The sequence below is a fragment of the Georgenia halophila genome (assembly GCF_039541595.1).
In genome coordinates, this window is the sequence record NZ_BAABGN010000001.1 from 14865 (window position 1) to 34302 (window position 19438).

Sequence of the window (19438 nt, forward strand, 5' to 3'; positions counted from 1 at the left end):
GTACGTTGGCCTCATGACGGAGCCGGTGGGGCAGGCGCGGGAGGTGGGCGGCTACCGCCTGGTCCGGCGTCTGGGCTCCGGGGGGATGGGCACCGTGCACGAGGCGGTCGACGCCGACGGCCGGCACGTCGCGCTCAAGCTGCTCCACCCGCACATCGCCACGGACCCGCAGGCGCGCAAGCGGCTGTCCCGGGAGGTGGCGCTCATGCACCGCGTGAAGGACGCCGGGGTGGCGCGCGTGCTGGACGCCGAGGTCGAGGACGCCGAGGCGTTCGTGGTCACCGAGCTCGTCGAGGGCCCCACCCTCGAGGACGACATCGTCGACGACGGACCGTTCACCGTCGAGGAGCTCGCCGGCCTGGCACACGGTCTAGCGGCGTCTCTGCGCGCCATCCACGCGCAGGGCATCGTCCACCGTGACCTCAAGCCGGGGAACGTCATGCTCGCCGACGACGGACCCGTCCTCATCGACTTCGGGATCGCCCAGGTGGCCGACGACGTCCGGCTCACCCAGACCGGTCTGGTCACCGGCACCCCGGGATACCTCGATCCCGAGGTCATCGCCGGCGGCGACCCCGGGACCGTCGGCGACTGGTGGGCGTGGGCGGCGGTGCTGCTGTTCGCCGCGACGGCACGCCCGCCCTTCGGTCGCGGCTCGATGGAGGCGGTGCTCGCGAGGGTGGCGATCGGGCGGGCGGACACCGAGGGGCTGCCGGCCGCCGTCGCGCGCACGCTGAGTGCGGCGCTCGACCCGGATCCGGCGCGCCGCCTCCAGCCAGACCAGGTGCTCGCCGCCCTCGACGAGGCCGCTGACGACCCGGAGGCCGCGGACGACGGCGGCCCCGTCGCGGCGGTCGGGGAGACCACGGCGGTGTCCACGGCCCCGGACGAGGGCCTGACGGCTCCCGTCGTCCCACCGACATACCCCGTCGAGCGGAACCGCTCGGACGGCGCGACGACGACGGTCGAGGCACCTCCGCCGCCCGGGCCGGAAGCACCCGCGACCGGTCCCCTCGACGGCGGGTCGCACACCAAGGTGATGCCGGCCGTGCCACCGGCTCCCGCGCAGCCGGTTCCCGCCGGGTACGACGCCGAGCCGCCGTCGTACTCCCAGCAGGGGTATGCCGGGCAGGGGTACCCGGAGCCGAGGTACCCGGAGCAGGGGTACGGCGAGCAGATCTACCCGGACCAGGGCTCGGCGCCGTCGCAGCCGCCGGTGACGCCGACCTGGGCCGTGCGCGCCCGCCGCCGCAGCGCCTCGGTCCTTGCGGTCGGCGTCGGCGTCAGCGCCGCCGCGGCGTCGTTCCCGGGGCTCTTCGTGGTGTTCGCCGCCGCGTTGCTGCTCCTCACCGCGACGACGGGGTGGGCCGGTCGTTCGCGGCGCGCGGCGCGGACGCGCAAGGGACCGCGGCGCGGTGACGACGCCAGGATGCTGGCCGGGCTCCCGTGGCACCTGCTGCGCGGCCTGCTGGTCGTGCTGCCCGGCGTGGCGGTGGGCGCCGTGGCCGGCGGCGTCGTGTGGTGGCTCGGTGGTCGAGCCCCGCTGGGCCTCGTGCCGAACGTCCAGGAACCCGTAGTGCTGTGGGCGGGCGGTCTGGTCGCGCTGTTCCTCGCCTGGCTCACCCCGACCAGCGACGCGGCCCGGGAGGGCGCCCGCGCGTGGCTCGAGGTCCTGACTCCGGGGCCCGGCTACCGGGCGTTGCTCGTCGTCGTGTTCCTCGGCTTCGCCCTCTTCATCGGTGTGCAGGTGGCCACAGGTGAGGCCCCGGCGGCCTCGTGGGTCCCGTTGCCGTTTACCCTGGTGCGGTGACGAAACCGAACTCCTCCAGCTCGTCGACCAAGGCACAGCGCCGCGACGCCGCACGTGAGCAGGCCCAGAAGCTGCGCGCGGCGCAGGCCAAGCGCGAGAAGCGCAACCGTACGCTGCTCATCGGCGGCGGCGTCGTCCTGGTGCTCGCCGTTGCGGCCGCACTGTTCTTCATCATCCGCGAGGGCACCCAGTCCGCCATCGCCGACGTGGAGAACGTCCCCGAGAACACCTCGGTCGAGGACGGGGGCATCTCCATGGGTGAGGACCTGGTCGCCGGCACCGAGAACGAGGGCGCGCCGGTGCTCGACGTCTACCTCGACTTCGCCTGCCCGCACTGCGCGAACTTCGAGGACGTCAACTCGGAGGACATCGACGAGCTCGTCTCCAACGGTGCGGCGACCGTCGTGTACCACCCGGTCTCCATCCTCTCCCGGGGCGATCAGAACAGCTGGTCCTGGCGGTCCGCGGAGGCGGCCGCCGTCGTCGCCGACGGGGCGCCGGAGGCGTACAACGACTTCCAGGGTGCCCTCTTCGACCTCAACGCCCAGGGACAGGCGGAGCCCACCGACGAGCAGATCGTCCAGACGGCCGTTGACTCGGGCGTCCCGCAGGACGTGGCGAGCACCATCCCGGACCAGCGCTTCAACGCCTGGGTCGACGCCACCACCCAGGAGTTCAGCCGTGACGGTTACGGCGCCACGCCGACCATCCTGATCGACGGCGAGGAGTTCCAGGAGTGGTCCACGCCCGGGTCGCTCGCCGAGGCGCTGCGAGCCGCGAGCGGCGAGTGACCTGCTCGTCGGCGTCTGCCGCGAGGCAGTCCCACGGTTTGCGCGGGTTGACTAGCATGGGTCTGGTCTTCCAGGTCGCGCCGACCTCGACCGAGGTGCGGTGGTGGCCAGATGGCCTTGCCGGAGTGGCGTAGTGGTAACGCAACTGTCTTGTAAACAGTCGATCGCGGGTTCGATTCCCGCCTCCGGCTCAGATTGTGGGTGGCCGTTCCTACTCTCCGAGCACCAACGGTAGCGAGGGCTACTCCCAGCACCACGGGCGACTGTGGCAACAGTGGCCTTCGGTGTTGGGAGTGGCCCTCGCTCGGTTCGGCCCGGAGCCGTTGACCGGTCGGCGTCCTCGTCGGTGTGCCAGGCTGAGCGCCATCCACCTCGACGATCGGAGATCACATGGCCGTGCTCACCGCCCTGCTGGACGCCCTGCGAACCGGGAGCGTGGAGGTCGTGGACCTCACCGCGCCGCTGACGTCTGAGACCCCGATCCTCGAGCTGCCGGAGCAGTTCGGTCAGACCGCGACCTTCCAGCTCGAGGAGATCTCGCGCTACGACGAGCGCGGGCCGTACTGGTACTGGAACAACTTCCGCACGGGCGAGCACACCGGCACCCACTTCGACGCCCCGAACCACTGGGTCACCGGCAAGGAGCTGGCCGATGTCTCCGCCGTCCCCGCCGATCACCTGGTGGCGCCCGCCGTCGTCCTCGACGTGACGGACGAGGTCGCCGCAGACTCCGACTTCCTCATCGAGGTCGAGCACGTGCGTGCCTTCGAGGCCGAGCACGGCCCGCTGCCGGACGGCGGCTGGCTGCTGTGCCGCACCGGCTGGTCGTCCCGCACCACGCAGACCGAGATGCTCAACAACGACGAGAACGGACCGCACAGCCCCGGCCTGTCCGCCGAGTGCGCCCGCTGGGTCGCCGAGGAGAGCAACCTGCGCGGCGTCGGGGTCGAGACCGTCGGCACCGACGCCGGAGCCGCGCCCGGATTCGAGACACCGTTCCCGTGCCACGCGTTCCTCATGGGCAGCGGCAAGTACGGCCTGGCCCAGCTGCAGAACCTCTCCGCACTGCCGCCCACCGGCGCGCTGCTGGTCACCTCGCCGCTGAAGATTGTGGGCGGCTCGGGCTCGCCCGCGCGGGTGCTGGCGCTCGTCGAGCGGTGAGCCGGGTCGTGAGGACCGGCTCGTGAGGGTCGCGGACGCCGTGGGCCGGGCGCTCGCCGCGGCCGGCGTCGACCACGTCTTCGGCGTCGTGGGCTCCGGCAACTTCCACGTCACCAACGCGCTGGTCGACGGCGGAGCCCGGTTCGTCGCCGCCCGCCACGAGGGCGGTGCGGTCACCATGGCGGACGCCTACGCCCGCGTCTCCGGCCGCGTCGCGGCGCTGTCCGTCCACCAGGGCTGCGGGCTCACCAACGCGATGACCGGCCTGACCGAGGCGGCCAAGTCCCGTACGCCGCTGGTCGCGGTCGCCGCCGAAGCCTCCACGCCGACGTCGAACTTCTTCGTCGACCAGGACGGGCTGGCCCGCGCCGTCGGCGCCGTCCCCGCGCGCATCACCGGTCCGGCCACCGCCGTCGCGGACGCCGTCGCCGCCGTGACGACCGCCCGGCAGCATCGGCGCACCGTCCTGCTCAACCTGCCCCTCGACGTCCTCGGCGCCCACGTCGGTGACGCCACGGCCCGCGAGCAGCTCGCCCGCCTCGCGCCCGTGCCCGAGGCGGATCCGGTGGTCCCGACCGAGCACGACGTCGAGCGCCTCACCGCCGCGCTGCGTACCGCGCGACGACCCATCCTCGTCGCCGGCCGCGGCGCACGCTCGCCCGCGGCCCGGGACGCCCTCGTGGCGCTCGCGGACCGGTGCGGCGCGCTCCTGGCGACCTCCGCCGTCGCCAAGGGACTGTTCACCGGTCGGCCATGGGACCTGGACGTCTCCGGAGGGCTCGCCACCCCGCTGGCCGCCGAGCTGATCGGCGGCGCGGACCTGATCGTCGGCTTCGGCTGCGCGCTGAACATGTGGACCATGCGGCACGGTCGGCTGATCGCGGCCGACGCCACGGTCGTCCAGGTCGACGACACCCCCGAGGCCCTCGGCGTCCACCGCGAGCTGACCTTCGGCGTCGTCGGGGATGTCGCGGTCACGGCGGAAGCCGTTCGCGCGGCCCTCGGCGAGACCACGGCCGCTGGTTACCGCACGCCCGAGGTCGCCGACCGGCTCGCACGGCAGTCCCGGTGGCGGGACGTGCCCTTCGACGACGTCTCCGACGGCGAGCGCATCGACCCCCGCAGCCTGACCGTCGCCCTGGACGACCTGCTGCCGGCGGAGCGGGTGGTCGCCGTCGACTCCGGCAACTTCATGGGCTACCCGTCGATGTTCCTGTCCGTGCCCGACGAGCAGGGCTTCTGCTTCACCCAGGCGTTCCAGTCGATCGGCCTCGGGCTCGCCTCGGCCGTCGGCGCCGCCCTCGCCCGCCCCGACCGGCTGCCGGTCGCCGCGCTCGGCGACGGCGGCGCGCTGATGGCCGCGGCCGAGCTGGACACTGTCCGCCGGCTCGGGCTGCCGATGGTGGTCGTGGTCTACAACGACGACGCCTACGGCGCGGAGCTGCACCACTTCGAGGGTGAGCGCCTCGACACGGTGACCTTCCCGCCGACGGACATCGCCGCCGTCGGCGGCGGGTACGGCTTCGACGCCGTCACCGTCCGCCGGGCGGCGGACCTGGACGCCGTGGCCGCCTGGCTCTCCGGCCCGCGCGAGCGGCCGTTGCTCATCGACGCCAAGATCCGGGCCGACGAGCCGTCCTGGTGGCTGGCCGAGGCCTTCGGCCACTGAGGAGCCTTCGCGGTCTCCGCCGGCCCGGCGCTAGCCGACCCAGCGGCGGACGAAATCGTTGCTGAACTTGCGCTCGGGGTCGAGGCCGAGCGCCAGCTCGAGGAAGTCGGTGCGACGCGGGTAGAGCGGACGCACCCGTGCCGGGTCGGCCGCCGTGACCTTGCCCCAGTGCGGCCGCCCCTCCAGCGGGCCGAAAGCGGCCTCCAGGTGGGGGAGCGCCGCCGCCACCCGCGGCGTGTCCCGCACCAGCGTGAAGTGGAAGGCCAGGCATTCCTGCTCGTACATCGGGCTCATCCAGGCGGTGTCCGCGGCGATGGAGCGGACCTCGGCCACCTGCACGAGTCCGGCGAGCGGCTCGCTCAGCCGCCGGAACGCCTCCAGCGCGCGGGCGGCGTTCGGGCGGGGAACCAGGTACTCGCACTGGATCTCCTCGCCGGCGCTCGGCATGTGGTCGGCCCTGAAGTGCGGCAGCCGGTCCCAGGACGGGCCCGGCTCGCCGAGCTGGGCCGTCGCGTTCGCCGGGTCCACGCCGGGGATCGGGTGGAACGCCTCGGACATCGCCGGCCCGCCGGCCACCTCGGCCGGCCAGGTGCCGTCGAGCTCCGTGCCGGCGCGCTTGACCCAGATGGACGCGAACTCGTCGTCGCGCAGCGTCGTGAAGCAGCTGACCGAGTAGCCGAGTCCGCTGATCTCGTCGAACGCGTCGACGACGTTCCCGAACGGCACCGGGCCGTAGACCGACTGGGCGACGTCGTACGCGGGGACGGTCCGCAGCGTCATCGCGGTCACCACGCCGAGCGCGCCGAGCGCGACCCGGGCACCGTCGAAGGACGGGTCGTCGTCGGCGAGGGTGCGCCTCGAGCCGTCGGCCGTGATCAGCTCGACGCTGGTCAGCGACGCGGACAGGGCCGGGTTGCCCCTCCCGCTGCCGTGCGTCGCCGTGGCGACCGAACCGGCGATGCTGATGTGCGGCAGCGAGGCGAAGTTCGGCAACGCGCGGCCACGGTCGTGCAGGTACAGCGCCAGGTCGGCGTACCGGGTGCCGGCCGAGACGCGGACCAGGCCGGTCGTCGGGTCGAGCTGCGGCTCGACGGACGACGGCGGCGCGTCACCCGAGGCGGGAACGGCCAGCCTCGGGTGCCGGTAGGCGAGGTGCTCGAGGCTGAGGAGCGTCTCGGCGGAGTCGACGACGTCGTTGAAGCTGTGCCGGGAGCCGGCGACGCGCACGTGCGTCGAGCGTGCGACCGCCTCGGCGGCGTCGTCGAGGGCGGTCGGGGCGAGGAAGGTTCCGGCGAGGGTACGGCTGCCGGACCAGTTGCTGATGGCGGCGGTGCTCACGTCCCTGAGCGTGCCACACCGCGGACCGCGGGCGATCGTCGGCCACGGGGCGAGATGCGGCGTGTCCGCTTGCTGCCGGAGGTCAGGCGGCCGAGCCGTCGTCCTGCGTGCGGCCGTAGACGTAGTCGTCCTCTTCGTCGGGACCGGCCCCGACGAGCTCGCCGTCCCTGTCGAACCGCTCGACATCGGAGCGGGGCGCCGCGGCGGCGCGGCCGCCGCCGAGCACGTCGCGGGACCTGCGCTCGTCCTCGTCCTGGTCCGGGTTCACCAACCCACGGTGGACGAGGGCCTCGGTGACGAGGCCCGGTCTCTCTACGGGGTCGTGGCGGGTCATCGGGTTGCCAGCTCCTCGGTCCATGGTTGGACGGAACCGGCCAGGGAGTGGTGGGCCCGGGCCGGGGTCTGAATGAGTGATGATGCCCACACCGGGCCCCACATTGCGAGTCCGACCCGCGGGGTCCTCGCTTTACGGGAGCAGTTCCGCGCCGTGCGACCCTCCTGAGGCTCGGCAGCTGCGCTGGATTCGTGGCGGCACTTGGGCAGGAGTTTCCTTCGCTTGTCGCGCCGCTGGCGTGGACCGAGGTTGGCAACGGTCGCGAGCGGTCGTCGCGTCAGGTGAGTGACCAGTCCACCGGCTCGGCTCCGTTCTCGACGAGCAGGGCGTTGGCCCGCGAGAACGGCCGGGAGCCGAAGAACCCGCGCGTGGCGGAGAGCGGGCTGGGGTGTGCGGAGGCGATCACGGGTGTCTCGCCCAGCATCGGTCGCAGCGTTCCGGCGTCGCGGCCCCACAGGATCGCCACCAGCGGCGTCCCCCGTCCGACGAGGGTGCGGATGGCGTGCGCGGTGATCTCTTCCCAGCCCTTCCCGCGGTGCGACGCCGGGGTTCCCGGCCGTACCGTGAGCACCCGGTTGAGCAGCATCACGCCGTGCCGTGCCCAGGGCGTCAGGTCACCCGTGGACGGCACGGGGAGTCCGAGATCGTCGCGGAGCTCGGCGTAGATGTTCTGCAGGGACCGGGGCACCGGCCGGACGTGCGGCTGCACCGAGAAGGACAGGCCCATCGGGTGGCCCGGAGTCGGGTACGGGTCCTGCCCGACGATGAGGACCCGGACGTCGTCCAGCGGGTACGTGAAGGCCCGGAGCACGTCCGTCCCGGCCGGCAGATAACCATGGCCCGCCCGGTTCTCCTCGCGGAGGAACTCGCCCATCGCGTGGATGTGCGCCTCGACGGGCGCCAGGGCGCGGGCCCAGTCGGGGTCGATCAGGTGGTTCAGGGCCGTCGCAGTCACGCCCAGGAGCGTAACGTCGGCCCGGAGAATGACACTCTTGTGATTCGGGCCTAGCATGGGGCCCGGACACGCAGGTGGCCCGGGAGGAGGAAGCATGGCGCACGCACACGCCGAGCGCACCAAGGTCGACCCCGCCGCCGGGCTGAGCGAGATCGAGACCGAGATCCTCGGCTTCGAGCGCCAGTGGTGGAAGTATGCGGGGGCGAAGGAGACCGCCATCCGCGAGCTCTTCGACATGAGCGCCACGCGCTACTACCAGGTCCTCAACCAGCTCATCGACTCCGAGGCCGCGCTCGCGGCCGACCCGATGCTCGTCAAGCGCCTGCGCCGAATGCGGGCCAACCGCCAGCGCGAGCGTTCCGCCCGCCGTCTCGGCGCCGACCTGTAGCAGCAGGCCGATCCGGTGGCGACCGGACGCGTCAGCGACCGCAACGGTGCTCATCGGGCTCCGATCCGCCCCGCACGGCGAGGTCTGGCACCACCCCTGTCGGTGAGCAGATAACCTCGCCCCGTGACCACCCCAGACGAGTACCCCGAGGACGAGTTCGACGTCGCGGGTCGGGAGCGCAGCCCCCAGGGCGTCCACCGCGGCGCTCGGCCGCTCTGGCGTGCGCTCCTGCCCGTCCTGGCCGTCATCGTTCTTGCGCCGCTCCTCGCCTGGGGCGCCATCGAGCTGCTGGGCCGCGCGGAGGAGGAGCCCCCGCCGAGCGCCGAGACCACGGAGCAGACCACCGGCGGTGAGGAGACGACGGCGGAGCCGACGGGCGAGGAGACGACCACGCCGGAGCAGAAGACCACCGAGGAGACGCCGGAGGACGAGACCACCGCGGCGAACATCGACTACGACACCACCATCACGGTGCTCAACGGCGCCGGGGTGGCGGGCCTCGCCGGCGAGACCGCCCAGCAGCTCAACGCCGAAGGCTTCACCGACACGGTCGCCGAGGACTACGGGTTCGCCCAGCCGGCCGTCACGACGCTCTACTACGAAAACCCCGAGCTGCAGGCGACGGCGGAAGAGGTGGCGAGCATCCTCGGGATCAGCAACGTCGTCGAGAGCGCCGAGGCGACCGTGAGCATCGCCGTCGTGCTGCGCTCGGACTTCGCGGGCTGACGTCATGGCTCGGGAGGTGCGGGACGCCGTCGTCGTCGGATCCGGTCCGGGGGGCCTGGCCGCGGCGGTGACTCTCGCGCGGGCCGGCCTCGACACCCTGGTGCTCGAGGCCGAGCCCACGATCGGCGGGGGAGCGCGCACCCTCGATCTCGATCTGGCCCCCGGCCTGGTCCACGACCTGTGCTCGGCGGTGCATCCGCTCGCCATCGGCAGCCCCTTCTTCCGCGAGTTCGACCTGTCGGCGCGGGGCGTCGGTCTCGTGGTCCCCGAGCTCGCCTACGCCCAGCCGCTCGAGGGGCGCGAGGCGGGTCTCGCCTACCAGGACCTCGACCGGACGGCGGACGGGCTGGGCCGGGACGGGCCCGCCTGGCGGCGGCTCATGGCGCCGCTGGTCGAGGCGAGCGATGCCGTCATCGCTCTCGGCCTAGGTGACCACCGGTCCGTCCCGCCGGAGGTGCTACGACCCGACGGCGCACGCGCCGCACTGGCGTTCGGCGCCGCCGTCCTCGATCAGGGCACAAGGCTGTGGGACGGCCGTTTCACCGGCGACGCCGCACCCTCCCTGCTCACCGGGGTCTCAGCACACACGATCAGTCGCCTGCCCTCGCTCGCCGCCGCCGGCACCGCGCTGCTGCTCGGCTCGCTCGCCCACGCCGTGGGCTGGGCCGTGCCGGTCGGCGGGAGCCAGGCCATCACCGACGCCCTCGCCGCGGACCTGCGTGCCCACGGCGGCGAGATCCGGACCGAGGCACCGGTGACGAGCTGGCGCGAGCTGCCACGGGCGCGCACGTACCTCTTCGACACCTCTCCGCGCACGCTCGTGGACGTGTGGGGCGACCGGATGGCGCCCGCCGTCCGTGCCGGCCTTGAGCGGTTCCCGTACGGCAACGCCGCTGCCAAGGTCGACTTCGTGCTCTCCGGGCCCGTGCCGTGGTCGGACCCGCGCGTCGGCGAGGCCGCCACCGTGCACGTGGGTGGCACGCGCGCCGAGATGGCCGCCGCGGAGAACACGGTCCACGCCGGGCGGCACGCCGACCGGCCCCTGATCCTCGCCTCCGACCCCACGATCGCCGACCCGTCCCGGGCGGCCGGTGGGCTGCGGCCGCTGTGGACGTACACCCACGTGCCGTCCGGGTCCGAGGCTGACGTCACCGAGACCGTCACCGCCCAGATCGAGCGGTTCGCGCCCGGGTTCCGGGACGTCGTCGTGACCTCCCGGTGCATCCCGGCGGCGCAGATGCCGCTGCACAACGCCAACTACGTCGGCGGCGACATCGCGGCGGGCGCCATCAACATGTGGCGGATGGCGGTCGGGCCGCGGCCCGCGTGGCACGTCTACGACGGCGGCGTGCCGGGCGTGTACCTGTGCTCGCAGTCGGTCCCGCCCGGTCCGGGCGTGCACGGGATGACCGGCTGGTTCGCTGCTCGCCGTGCCCTGAGCGAGCGGTTCGGGATCCGCACGCCGCCCGACCTGGGCCCACGTCGCTGACGCCACGATGCGCCCGGACGTCGACGACGAGTCCGCGCGACACTCGCGCAAGGACGGTGGGCCGCGACTCGTCACTGACGTGCCGACTCGTCAACGACGTGCTGACCGGTCATCGGTGCGCGGCGGTGACGCGAGCGGTACAGGGCAACGGTGTCCCGGCCGGCTCATAGGTTTCTCGACTCCTCCAGCGCCGCGACGGCCAGGATGACGTTCGCGCACGACCACGCCAGCGGTGCGACAGCCGCTGGTGCACCGTTGGCCAGCACCTTCTCGGGGATCGCGCCCGAGGCGGTGCGGTGGTCGGCCACCCAGTCGAGGTAGTCCGTGGCCCGGTCCGGGTGTCCGTTCTCCGCGGCGGTCAGGGCGTACAGCGTGGTCTCGGGCGTCCACGAGATGCCGTCCCGCTTCCATGCCGCGCCGGGCGCCACGCCACCGGCAGGCCGGGCCATCTCCTCGGTGGAGAGCAGCCACGCCTCCTCCGCCCCGCTCGGCGCCCGACCGGTGAACGGCGGCAGCAGCATCGCCGTCGCCGCGTCACGCCCGTGCTCGGTGAGCAGGGACCGCAGCGGATCGCCCTCACCGGCGTAGCGCCGGTAGCCGGACGGGCCGAACGTCGTCTCGACGGCGGTCCGCACCTCGGCGGCGCGACCGGCCGCCGCCTCCGCGCGGGCCGCCTCGCCCTGGTCGGCGTACAGCCCGGCGACATGCTCCAGACCCGCCATCAGCGGCGCGACCGTCCCGAGCGTCAGGTCGTCCTCACCGACCTCCCAGTAGTCCGCCGACGGCGGTGGCAGGTGCGGTGGCTCGGCGGTGAGCTCCAGGATGTGGTCGGTGGCGGTGTCCACCATCGGCCGGAGCGTCTCGAACGCGGCGGCACGTTCGCCGTCGTCCTCGATCTGGGACAGGACCGTGGCCGCGGACCACAGGACCCAGCCATTGCCGTCCAGCTGGATGCCCCGCCCGTCCGGCACGCCGGACCCGTCGGCCAGGTAGCGGGCCTGGAAGCCGCCCTCCTGGTTCTGCATGCCCGCGACGAAGCCGAGGGCCTCGACGGCGTCGCGGGTGTGCCCGGACACGGCGAGCGCGGCGGCGACGAACGCGGCGTCACGCGGCCACACGTAGCGCCAGCGGTCCGTCCACCCGGCCACGACCGCGCCGGGTGCCGCGTTGGTGGTGCCGTCGCCCTCGTCGATGGTGGCGCCGGTCAGGACGTGGATGTCGAGCAGCGCCCCGGTGACCAGGCCCTCGTACCGCGTGCCCGCCCCCGGGACCGTCCCCGACGCGAGCCAGTCGCGGTGCTCCTGGGCGATCGCCTGCGCCCCGGGGTCGTCCGCGTCGCTGCGCAGCACCCGGGTGCCGGCCAGATACTCCTGCGGCTCGTGCGCCGTGATGTCCGCCAGAGATCCGTCGGGCCGGACGTGGACGCCGTCCAGGTACAGGTCGACGTGCGCCGTGGTCGTCGCCGTCGCCCGCACGTGCACCGACCACACGGCGGCACCGAGACAGAGCGCGAGAGCGAGGGTGACGGCCACCGAGCGCCGGATCCGCCGACGGCGCGGCTTCTCGGACGGGCCGGGGCGTGCCGCGGTGACGCTCTCTGGCAGGACGGCCGCAGTCATTCCCGCAGGCTACGGCAGCGTTCAGAGTGCGTTCACCGCTTCGTCACCCGCTGTCGCGCCCGTTCTGGCTGCCGGGTCCGGCTCCCGCACGCCGTGGCATCCGGGACCACGGGCCACCAGGTGCGAGGAGCCTCGACGTCGGACGTGACCTGCATGACGGTCACCACGGCCGCCCGCCGCCGTCCGCCTGCCGCGGTCCTCGTGCGGCGCCGGGACGGCGGCCGCAGCGCAAAATGGCACCGCGGGCGCCTTGCACTCGCCTCGTGAGAGTGCCAGTATCGAGTTAGCACTCTCGTCATGAGAGTGACAACAGCACCCGGTTGGTCGGTGAGGCCACGACGGCGGCGGGACGTGACCGTCGCAGGCGTGGTCGTCCGTCGCGGGCACCGCCAACCACACCACCACCCAGTGGAGGATCAAGCATGGCCAAGACCATCGCTTTCGACGAGGATGCCCGACGCGGCATGGAGCGGGGCCTCAACGCCCTCGCAGACACCGTCAAGGTCACCCTCGGCCCGAAGGGCCGCAACGTCGTTCTGGAGAAGAAGTGGGGCGCCCCCACGATCACCAACGACGGCGTTTCCATCGCCAAGGAGATCGAGCTCGAGGAGCCGTACGAGAAGATCGGCGCCGAGCTCGTCAAGGAGGTCGCCAAGAAGACGGACGACGTCGCGGGTGACGGCACCACCACCGCCACCGTGCTCGCCCAGGCGCTCGTTCGCGAGGGCCTTCGCAACGTCGCCGCCGGCGCCAACCCGATCGCCCTCAAGCGGGGCATCGAGCTGGCCGTCGAGGCCGTCACCGAGAAGCTCTTCTCGCAGGCCAAGGAGATCGAGACCAAGGACCAGATCGCTTCGACGGCCGGGATCTCCGCCGGTGACCCCGCCATCGGCGACCTCATCGCCGAGGCCCTCGACAAGGTCGGCAAGGAAGGCGTCGTCACCGTCGAGGAGTCGAACACCTTCGGCCTCGAGCTCGAGCTGACCGAGGGCATGCGCTTCGACAAGGGCTACCTCTCGCCGTACTTCGTCACCGACCAGGAGCGCCAGGAGGTCGTTCTCGAGGACGCCTACGTCCTGCTCGTCGAGTCCAAGATCTCGAACGTCAAGGACATGCTGCCGCTGCTGGAGAAGGTCATCCAGTCCGGCAAGCCGCTCGTCATCGTCGCGGAGGACGTCGAGGGCGAGGCCCTCGCGACCCTGATCGTCAACAAGATCAAGGGCACCTTCAAGTCGGCCGCCGTCAAGGCTCCCGGCTTCGGTGACCGCCGCAAGGCGATGCTGCAGGACATGGCCATCCTCACCGGTGGCCAGGTCATCTCCGAGACCATCGGTCTCAAGCTGGAGAACGCCGAGCTCGACATGCTGGGCCAGGCCCGCAAGGTCGTCATCACCAAGGACGAGACGACCATCGTGGAGGGCTCCGGCGACGCCGACCAGATCGAGGGCCGCGTGGCCCAGATCCGTGGCGAGATCGAGAACTCCGACAGCGACTACGACCGTGAGAAGCTGCAGGAGCGTCTGGCGAAGCTGGCCGGCGGCGTGGCCGTCATCAAGGCCGGTGCCGCCACGGAGGTCGAGCTCAAGGAGCGCAAGCACCGCATCGAGGACGCGGTGCGCAACGCCAAGGCCGCCGTCGAGGAGGGCATCGTCGCCGGTGGTGGCGTGGCCCTCATCCAGGCCGCCACGGAGGCGTTCCTCACGCTCGAGCTCGTGGGCGACGAGGCGACCGGTGGGAACATCGTGAAGGTTGCGGTGGACGCCCCGCTCAAGCAGATCGCCATCAACGCCGGCTTCGAGGGCGGCGTCGTCGCCGAGAAGGTGCGCGGCCTCCCCGCCGGCCAGGGCCTCAACGCCCAGACCGGTGAGTACGAGGACCTGCTCGCCGCCGGCGTGAGCGACCCGGTGAAGGTGACCCGCTCTGCTCTGCAGAACGCGGCCTCCATCGCCGGTCTGTTCCTCACCACCGAGGCCGTCGTGGCCGACAAGCCGGAGAAGCAGGGTGCTCCGGCCGGTGGCGGCGAGCCCGACATGGGCGGCATGGGCTTCTGATCCCAGAGGCTCACCGCTGACCGCCGCACGACGGCGGATCCAGCACAGACCGGAGGGCGGCACCCCGCGAGGGTGCCGCCCTTCGGCGTGGATCGCGGTTGCTCGACGGCGATCCGGAAGGCCAGCACACGAAAGCTGTCGCGCCTCAGTGGTGCCCGTGCCCCGAACCGGGCACCTCGCCGGCCTCCTGGCCCGGTGCGACGACGACGAACTGGCCCATCATCCCCTCGTCCTCGTGCAGCAGCATGTGGCAGTGGTACATGTATGGCCAGTCCGGGTCGGTGTAGTCCTCGAACCGCATGATGAGGCGGTACGTGCGGTTCGGCTCCAGGTAGACCGTGTCCTTCCGGCCGGACAGCTCCGGCGGCGGTGGCTCGCCGTCGACCGAGAGCACCCGGAACTGCACGTCGTGGACGTGGAAGCTGTGCGAGACCGGATGGAGGTTGCGGACCTCCCAGATCTCGGTGTCGCCGACCGTCACCACCTCGTCGATCCGGTTCATGTCCATCCGGAGACCGTTGATCTTGCGGCCTTGGAGCTCGAAGGAGCGGGTGACCACGGCATCCGCCTCCCGCAGACCGGTGTCCTCCCACACCCATTCCGGCTCCGGGGACGGTTCGAGCCCTTCCGCGGGCCGCAGCTCGAGGACGTCGAAGGTGTCGTTCCCGCCGAACGCGAACGGCGCCGCGACACCACCGAGGTCCGGGTCGGACGAGCGCAGCACCGCCGCCTCGCCGGGCGTCATCTCCACGACGATCTCTGCCCGCTCCCCGGGGGCGAGGCGCACCTGGTCGCTGCGAACCGGCTCGGGCAGGAGCCCGCCGTCGGTGGCGACGAGGTCCACCTGCCGGTCCTCGAACCCGAACGAGTACGTCCGGGCGGTGGACCCGTTGAGCAGCCGTAGCCGGACCCGTCCGGTGGTGACCTCGTGGTACGCACCGACGGTGCCGTTGACCATGACGACATCGCCGAGCAGACCGACCTCGTTGCCATCGGAGTCGAGCGTGAGCTGACCGGCGTCGTCGAACTTCTTGTCCTGGACGATGACCGGGACGTCGTCGACGCCGTACTCGCTCGGGAGCGTGGCCGCCTGCGAGGCGTCGTCGTCGAGCAGGAACAGGCCGGCGAGACCCATGTACACGTGCTTCTCGGTCTCGCCGTGCGGGTGCGGGTGGTACCAGAGCGTCGCGGCGGGCTGGTCGATCTCCCAGGCGGGCAGCCAGGTCTCGCCGGGCTCGACGCTCTGGTGCGGGCCGCCGTCCATCTGTGGCGGCAGGTGCATCCCGTGCCAGTGCACGCTGGTGGTCTCGTCGAGCTCGTTCGAGACCTCGACGGCGACCCGCTCGCCCCGCGTGGCGCGCAGCGTCGGGCCGAGGTGGGCACCGTTGAAGCCCCAGGTGCGGGTCTCGGTCCCGCTCATGAACTCCGTGGTGCCGGCCCGGGCGGTGAGCTCGAAGATCCGTGTGCCGCCTTCGACGCGTGCGGCCGCCAGCGGTGGGATCGCCAGTCGCCGGGCGACGTCCGGGGCGGAGACGGGCGACGTGCTGGGCATCGCGTCGCAGCCGGTCAGCACGAGCCCCGCGGAGCCGAGCGCCCCGGCCAGGAAGGCTCGTCGTGAGACCCCGGGCCGGCTGGGGCGGCCGGTCATATCGACGCGTAGGGTCGAGGTCATCGGCCGGTCACCGCCGCCAGGAGCTTCTGTACACCCGCAGCGACCAGGCCGCAGAGGACGCCCCAGATCAGTGCCGGGATCACCGCGTCGATGCCGAACCCGCTGAGCCCGCCGAAGAACGACGCGACGGCCAGCGAGACCAGGGCGTAGACGACGCCGGCCAGGGTCAGGGTCAGGACCGGGCGGGCGACGCGCCCGAGCCCGACGGCGGCGATCCACACCACGGCGGTCAGGCCCAGGATGAGCGAGGCGCGGGCGAGGCCGGTGCCGCCGATGCCGGTGAGCCCGGTGAGCGGCCAGAGCAAGGACATCGCACCGAGGCCGAGGATCAGCGTCCAGCTGAGGCGGCCGGAGGTGCTCTCCGTGCCGGAGGAAGGTGAGTTCTGTACAGGCTGTGAAGTCATGCCCAGAACGCTACGAATCGGCGGCATGCCGCCACATCGGCCCGCGGGCGTCTCCCTGTGCCGCATCTCCTCGACAGGGACGGTCGCCCCGGGGCGACCCTCCCTGACGCCCGCGGGCGATATCCCGGGGATGACCCGGGTTCCTAGGCTTGGGCGCGTGCCCCCCTCTTCGCGTGACGACGTCGACCCCCGCCTGATCGACGGCGTGCTCGCTCTGGCCATGGCCCTCGCGGTCGCCGTGACCATCGCGGCGGACTTCGAGGGTGCTGGACGATCGGGACCGGTCGCATACCTCTTCGCACTGGCGTTCGGCGGCCTCGTCGCCGTCCGGCGCCTCGCCCCTCGCACCATGCTCGTGCTCACGGTGCTCGGCATCTTCGGCTACTACGCGCTGGGTTTCCCGGTCATCGGCATGGCACTGCCCGCCGTTGCGGCCCTGTACTCGGCGGCAGAGCTCGGGCGGACCTGGTGGGCGGTCGGGGCGGGCGCGGTGCTCGTCGGGGTCTCGTCCTACTTCCGGATCATCGAGGGGCAACCCACCGCGTACCTGTACGGCTACGAGCTCGCCACCAACGTTGCGCTGATCGCCGCCGCGATCGCGCTCGGCGTCGCGGTGCGGCTGACGCGTGAGACCCGCGAGCGCGCCCGTCAGATCGCGACCCTGACAGCCGCGGAACAGGCGTCCGCGGCGGAGCAACGCCTCCAGGCCGAGCGGGTCCGTATCGCACGGGACCTGCACGACGTCGTCGGGCATAGCCTCTCGGTGATCTCTGTCCATTCCGGCGTCGCGTCCGAGGCGGTCGGTCGCGACGACGCGGCGGCGCGCCAGGCCCTCGAGCGGGTCCGTGAGGCGACGTCCGAGACGCTGCGCGAGCTGCGGGCCACCGTCAAGGTGCTGCGCACCCCGGGCACCGAAGAGCCCGCACGCGGCGCAGCGGGGCTCGCGGGGATCGACACCCTGGTGAGGTCCGCCGAGGACGCCGGTCTGCGGGTCGAGCTCGACGTGGACGTGCCGGCCGGGAGCGTCGACGCCGCCATCGACGCCGCGGCCTACCGCATCGTCCAGGAGTCCCTCACGAACGTGCTGCGGCACTCGGGGGCACGGGTCGCGGAGGTCTCGGCGCGTGTCGAGGGCGACCGGGTGCGCCTGCGGATCGCGGACGACGGCGCAGGCAGCACGCCGCTCCGGCGCACCGACGGTCGTGCGGTGGCACCGCCGGAGGCGCCGGGTGGCAGAGGGCAGGGCATCGCCGGCATGCGTGAGCGAGCGACGATGCTGGGCGGCAGCCTCGACGCCGGAGGTGGGCCGGACGCCGGGTTCGTGGTCGCCGCCGACCTACCCAGGAGACTGGACACATGATTCGCATCGTCGTCGTCGACGACCAGGAGCTCGTCCGCACCGGCCTGCGCAGCCTCGCCGAGCACGACGGCGACATCACCGTGGTCGCGGAGGCCGGCACCGGCCGGGCCGGACTCTCCCGGGTCCGTGAGCTGAGACCGGACGTCGTCCTCATGGACATCCGCATGCCGGAGATGGACGGCCTCGAGGCCACCCGGGCCATCGTCGCCGACCCGGACCTGCGGGACGTCCGCGTGGTGGTCCTGACCACCTTCGACGAGGACGAGAACGTCTTCGAGGCCATCCACTCGGGTGCAGCCGGCTACCTGCTCAAGGACATCTCACCGCCCGACCTGCGCCAGGCGATCCGGGTGGTCGCGGCCGGTGACTCGCTGCTCTCGCCGTCGGTGACCGCGTCCGTGATGCGCGCGCTGGTCTCGGGCGGCCATGCCACGTCCGGCGGGGAGCGACTCACCGGCCTCACGTCGCGCGAGCTGGAGGTCCTCGAGCAGGTCGGCCGGGGCCTGACCAACGACGAGATCGCCGGCACGCTCCACCTGAGCCCGGCCACCGCACGGACCTATGTCTCTCGCCTGCTCACCAAGCTCGACGCACGGGACCGCGCGGCGCTCGTGGTGCTCGCCTACGAGACGGGGCTGGTCCGGCCCGGCGGCTGATGGTCGGCCCGGTGGTGACCGGCCGATCCCAGTCCCGCCAGCTCGGCGGCCAGGTTGGCCCGGGCGCGTTCCTCCCACCGCGCCCGCCCGGCGGCCGTGGTGTACAGGTTCGGGTGGTCCAGGAGCCTGCGCAGCAGGTCTGCGCGTCCGCGGCGGAAGTCCTCGGACGCCACCTGGCCGTACTCGGCGCGCACGTCGAGCACGTAGGCGTCGTAGCGGCCGCGTGGGGCGGCGAGGATCCCGAGATCGGCGTCGGACAGCGCCGCGCCGGCCGGGTCGTGCGCGGTCACGGTGTGCGACGCGGTCAGCCGCACCAGGCGCTCGACCTCGGCCACCGTCGACGGGTCCGTGAGCCCGGTCAGGCGCTCACCGGCCAGCTTCGCGGAGCGTTCCTCGTCCGTGCCCGGCTCGCCGTCGTAGACGGCGTCGTGGAACCAGGCAGCGAGTCGCACGGCGGGGTCGACCGCCTCACCGTCGCTCTCCAGCACGTCCAGGTGCTGCAGCACGTCCGTCAGGTGGGCAAGGTCGTGGTATCGGCGGTGGGGCTCGTCCCACCTCCGCAACAGCTCGACTCCGAGCGCGGCCCACTCCGGGCCGCGGTCCGGCGCCGAGGCGTCTGCCGTGCCCCCCGCTGGGCCAGTGGTCAGAAGGTCGTCGCCGAGCTGGTGCCACCGGTGCCTGAGGTCATCCGTCCGGCGGCGCAGGCGTTCCCGACGGCGCTCGGCGCCCAGCACCCGCAGGCCCGAGCCGCGCAGCCGCAGCACGAGCTCCCGGCCGCTCACCGGTGCTGCCCCGGCGGCCACGAGCTCGTCGACCCGTTCGGCCGGGACGTCGTAGTGGTCCAGGTCGAAGGAGCGGGCCGGCACGCCGTTCGCGCGGGCGAACAGGTGCAGCTCCTCCAGCGAGACGTCGGAGACGAGATGGGCCCAGACCGTGCCGTGCGCCGGCCAGCGAGGCGGGTCGAGAAGGATGGCCACCCAGCGATGCTAGGCGTGCCGAAGTCGGCCCGCGTCCT

At 72.7% G+C, this 19438-nt stretch carries 17 protein-coding genes and 1 tRNA gene; 11 read left to right on the forward strand and 7 right to left on the reverse strand.

Going from position 1 to position 19438, the window contains the following annotated elements; all coding sequences use genetic code 11:
- The first annotated feature begins 13 nt into the window (after positions 1-13).
- The 5 genes from ABD907_RS00080 (at position 14) to ABD907_RS00100 (ending at position 5431) form a co-directional block, all read left to right on the forward strand.
- Entirely contained in the window at positions 14-1810 is a 1797-nt protein-coding gene (locus ABD907_RS00080; protein WP_345214445.1) for a protein kinase domain-containing protein, read from the forward strand.
- A complete protein-coding gene (locus ABD907_RS00085; RefSeq protein ID WP_345214446.1) occupies positions 1807-2601 on the forward strand; it encodes a DsbA family protein in 795 nt (264 codons plus the stop codon). Before ABD907_RS00080 ends, ABD907_RS00085 begins: the two co-directional genes overlap by 4 nt.
- Positions 2602-2720: 119 nt before the next feature.
- A tRNA-Thr gene (locus tag ABD907_RS00090) sits at positions 2721-2792 on the forward strand.
- 199 nt (positions 2793-2991) lie between these two features.
- Positions 2992-3762 (forward strand): cyclase family protein, encoded by a 771-nt coding sequence (locus tag ABD907_RS00095; RefSeq protein WP_345214447.1) that lies wholly within the window; start codon positions 2992-2994, stop codon positions 3760-3762.
- A 22-nt stretch (positions 3763-3784) separates the two neighbouring features.
- Positions 3785-5431, forward strand: a complete 1647-nt coding sequence (locus ABD907_RS00100; RefSeq protein ID WP_345214448.1) for a thiamine pyrophosphate-binding protein — start codon at positions 3785-3787, stop codon at positions 5429-5431.
- A gap of 30 nt (positions 5432-5461) precedes the next feature.
- Here the strand turns inward: ABD907_RS00100 and ABD907_RS00105 are convergent, their stop codons facing one another.
- The 3 genes from ABD907_RS00105 to ABD907_RS00115 all read right to left on the reverse strand — a co-directional run bounded on the left by ABD907_RS00105 (position 5462) and on the right by ABD907_RS00115 (position 8115).
- Complete coding sequence (locus ABD907_RS00105) at positions 5462-6769, reverse strand: D-arabinono-1,4-lactone oxidase (protein ID WP_345214449.1); 1308 nt, start codon at positions 6767-6769, stop codon at positions 5462-5464.
- A gap of 82 nt (positions 6770-6851) precedes the next feature.
- Complete coding sequence (locus ABD907_RS00110; protein WP_345214450.1) at positions 6852-7127, reverse strand: hypothetical protein; 276 nt, start codon at positions 7125-7127, stop codon at positions 6852-6854.
- A 253-nt stretch (positions 7128-7380) separates the two neighbouring features.
- Positions 7381-8115 carry a uracil-DNA glycosylase gene (locus ABD907_RS00115; protein ID WP_486334030.1) on the reverse strand — a complete coding sequence of 245 codons (735 nt, stop codon included), beginning with the start codon at positions 8113-8115 and terminating at the stop codon, positions 7381-7383.
- A gap of 37 nt (positions 8116-8152) precedes the next feature.
- On the opposite strand from ABD907_RS00115, the gene ABD907_RS00120 reads away from it, so the two are divergent.
- The 3 genes from ABD907_RS00120 (at position 8153) to ABD907_RS00130 (ending at position 10661) form a co-directional block, all read left to right on the forward strand.
- A complete protein-coding gene (locus ABD907_RS00120) occupies positions 8153-8446 on the forward strand; it encodes a DUF3263 domain-containing protein (RefSeq protein ID WP_345214452.1) in 294 nt (97 codons plus the stop codon).
- Between the two features lie 123 nt (positions 8447-8569).
- Entirely contained in the window at positions 8570-9172 is a 603-nt protein-coding gene (locus tag ABD907_RS00125) for a LytR C-terminal domain-containing protein (protein WP_345214453.1), read from the forward strand.
- 4 nt (positions 9173-9176) lie between these two features.
- Complete coding sequence (locus ABD907_RS00130; RefSeq protein WP_345214454.1) at positions 9177-10661, forward strand: phytoene desaturase family protein; 1485 nt, start codon at positions 9177-9179, stop codon at positions 10659-10661.
- A gap of 164 nt (positions 10662-10825) precedes the next feature.
- Here ABD907_RS00130 and ABD907_RS00135 read toward each other — a convergent pair whose 3' ends face one another.
- Positions 10826-12280 (reverse strand): glycoside hydrolase family 15 protein, encoded by a 1455-nt coding sequence (locus ABD907_RS00135; RefSeq protein ID WP_345214455.1) that lies wholly within the window; start codon positions 12278-12280, stop codon positions 10826-10828.
- A 422-nt stretch (positions 12281-12702) separates the two neighbouring features.
- Between ABD907_RS00135 and groL the strand changes: the two genes are divergently transcribed.
- Entirely contained in the window at positions 12703-14331 is a 1629-nt protein-coding gene (gene groL / locus ABD907_RS00140) for a chaperonin GroEL (RefSeq protein WP_345214456.1), read from the forward strand.
- Between the two features lie 145 nt (positions 14332-14476).
- Here the strand turns inward: groL and ABD907_RS00145 are convergent, their stop codons facing one another.
- Together ABD907_RS00145 and ABD907_RS00150 are read right to left on the reverse strand one after the other, a co-directional pair.
- Positions 14477-16003 (reverse strand): multicopper oxidase family protein, encoded by a 1527-nt coding sequence (locus tag ABD907_RS00145; RefSeq protein WP_345214457.1) that lies wholly within the window; start codon positions 16001-16003, stop codon positions 14477-14479.
- Positions 16000-16407, reverse strand: coding sequence for a hypothetical protein (locus ABD907_RS00150; RefSeq protein ID WP_345214458.1), 408 nt, complete (start codon positions 16405-16407; stop codon positions 16000-16002). The genes ABD907_RS00145 and ABD907_RS00150 overlap by 4 nt, the downstream gene beginning before the upstream one ends.
- A gap of 157 nt (positions 16408-16564) precedes the next feature.
- Between ABD907_RS00150 and ABD907_RS00155 the strand changes: the two genes are divergently transcribed.
- Together ABD907_RS00155 and ABD907_RS00160 are read left to right on the forward strand one after the other, a co-directional pair.
- Positions 16565-17767: a sensor histidine kinase gene (locus ABD907_RS00155; protein WP_345214459.1), complete on the forward strand. Its 1203-nt coding sequence runs from the start codon at positions 16565-16567 to the stop codon at positions 17765-17767.
- On the forward strand, positions 17764-18423 hold the full coding sequence (locus ABD907_RS00160) for a response regulator (protein ID WP_345214460.1): 660 nt from the start codon (positions 17764-17766) through the stop codon (positions 18421-18423). The genes ABD907_RS00155 and ABD907_RS00160 overlap by 4 nt, the downstream gene beginning before the upstream one ends.
- On the opposite strand, the gene ABD907_RS00165 is transcribed toward ABD907_RS00160, so the two are convergent.
- Positions 18390-19400 carry a DUF4031 domain-containing protein gene (locus ABD907_RS00165; protein WP_345214461.1) on the reverse strand — a complete coding sequence of 337 codons (1011 nt, stop codon included), beginning with the start codon at positions 19398-19400 and terminating at the stop codon, positions 18390-18392. The two genes, ABD907_RS00160 and ABD907_RS00165, sit on opposite strands and share 34 nt — an antisense overlap.
- Positions 19401-19438: the final 38 nt, after the last annotated feature.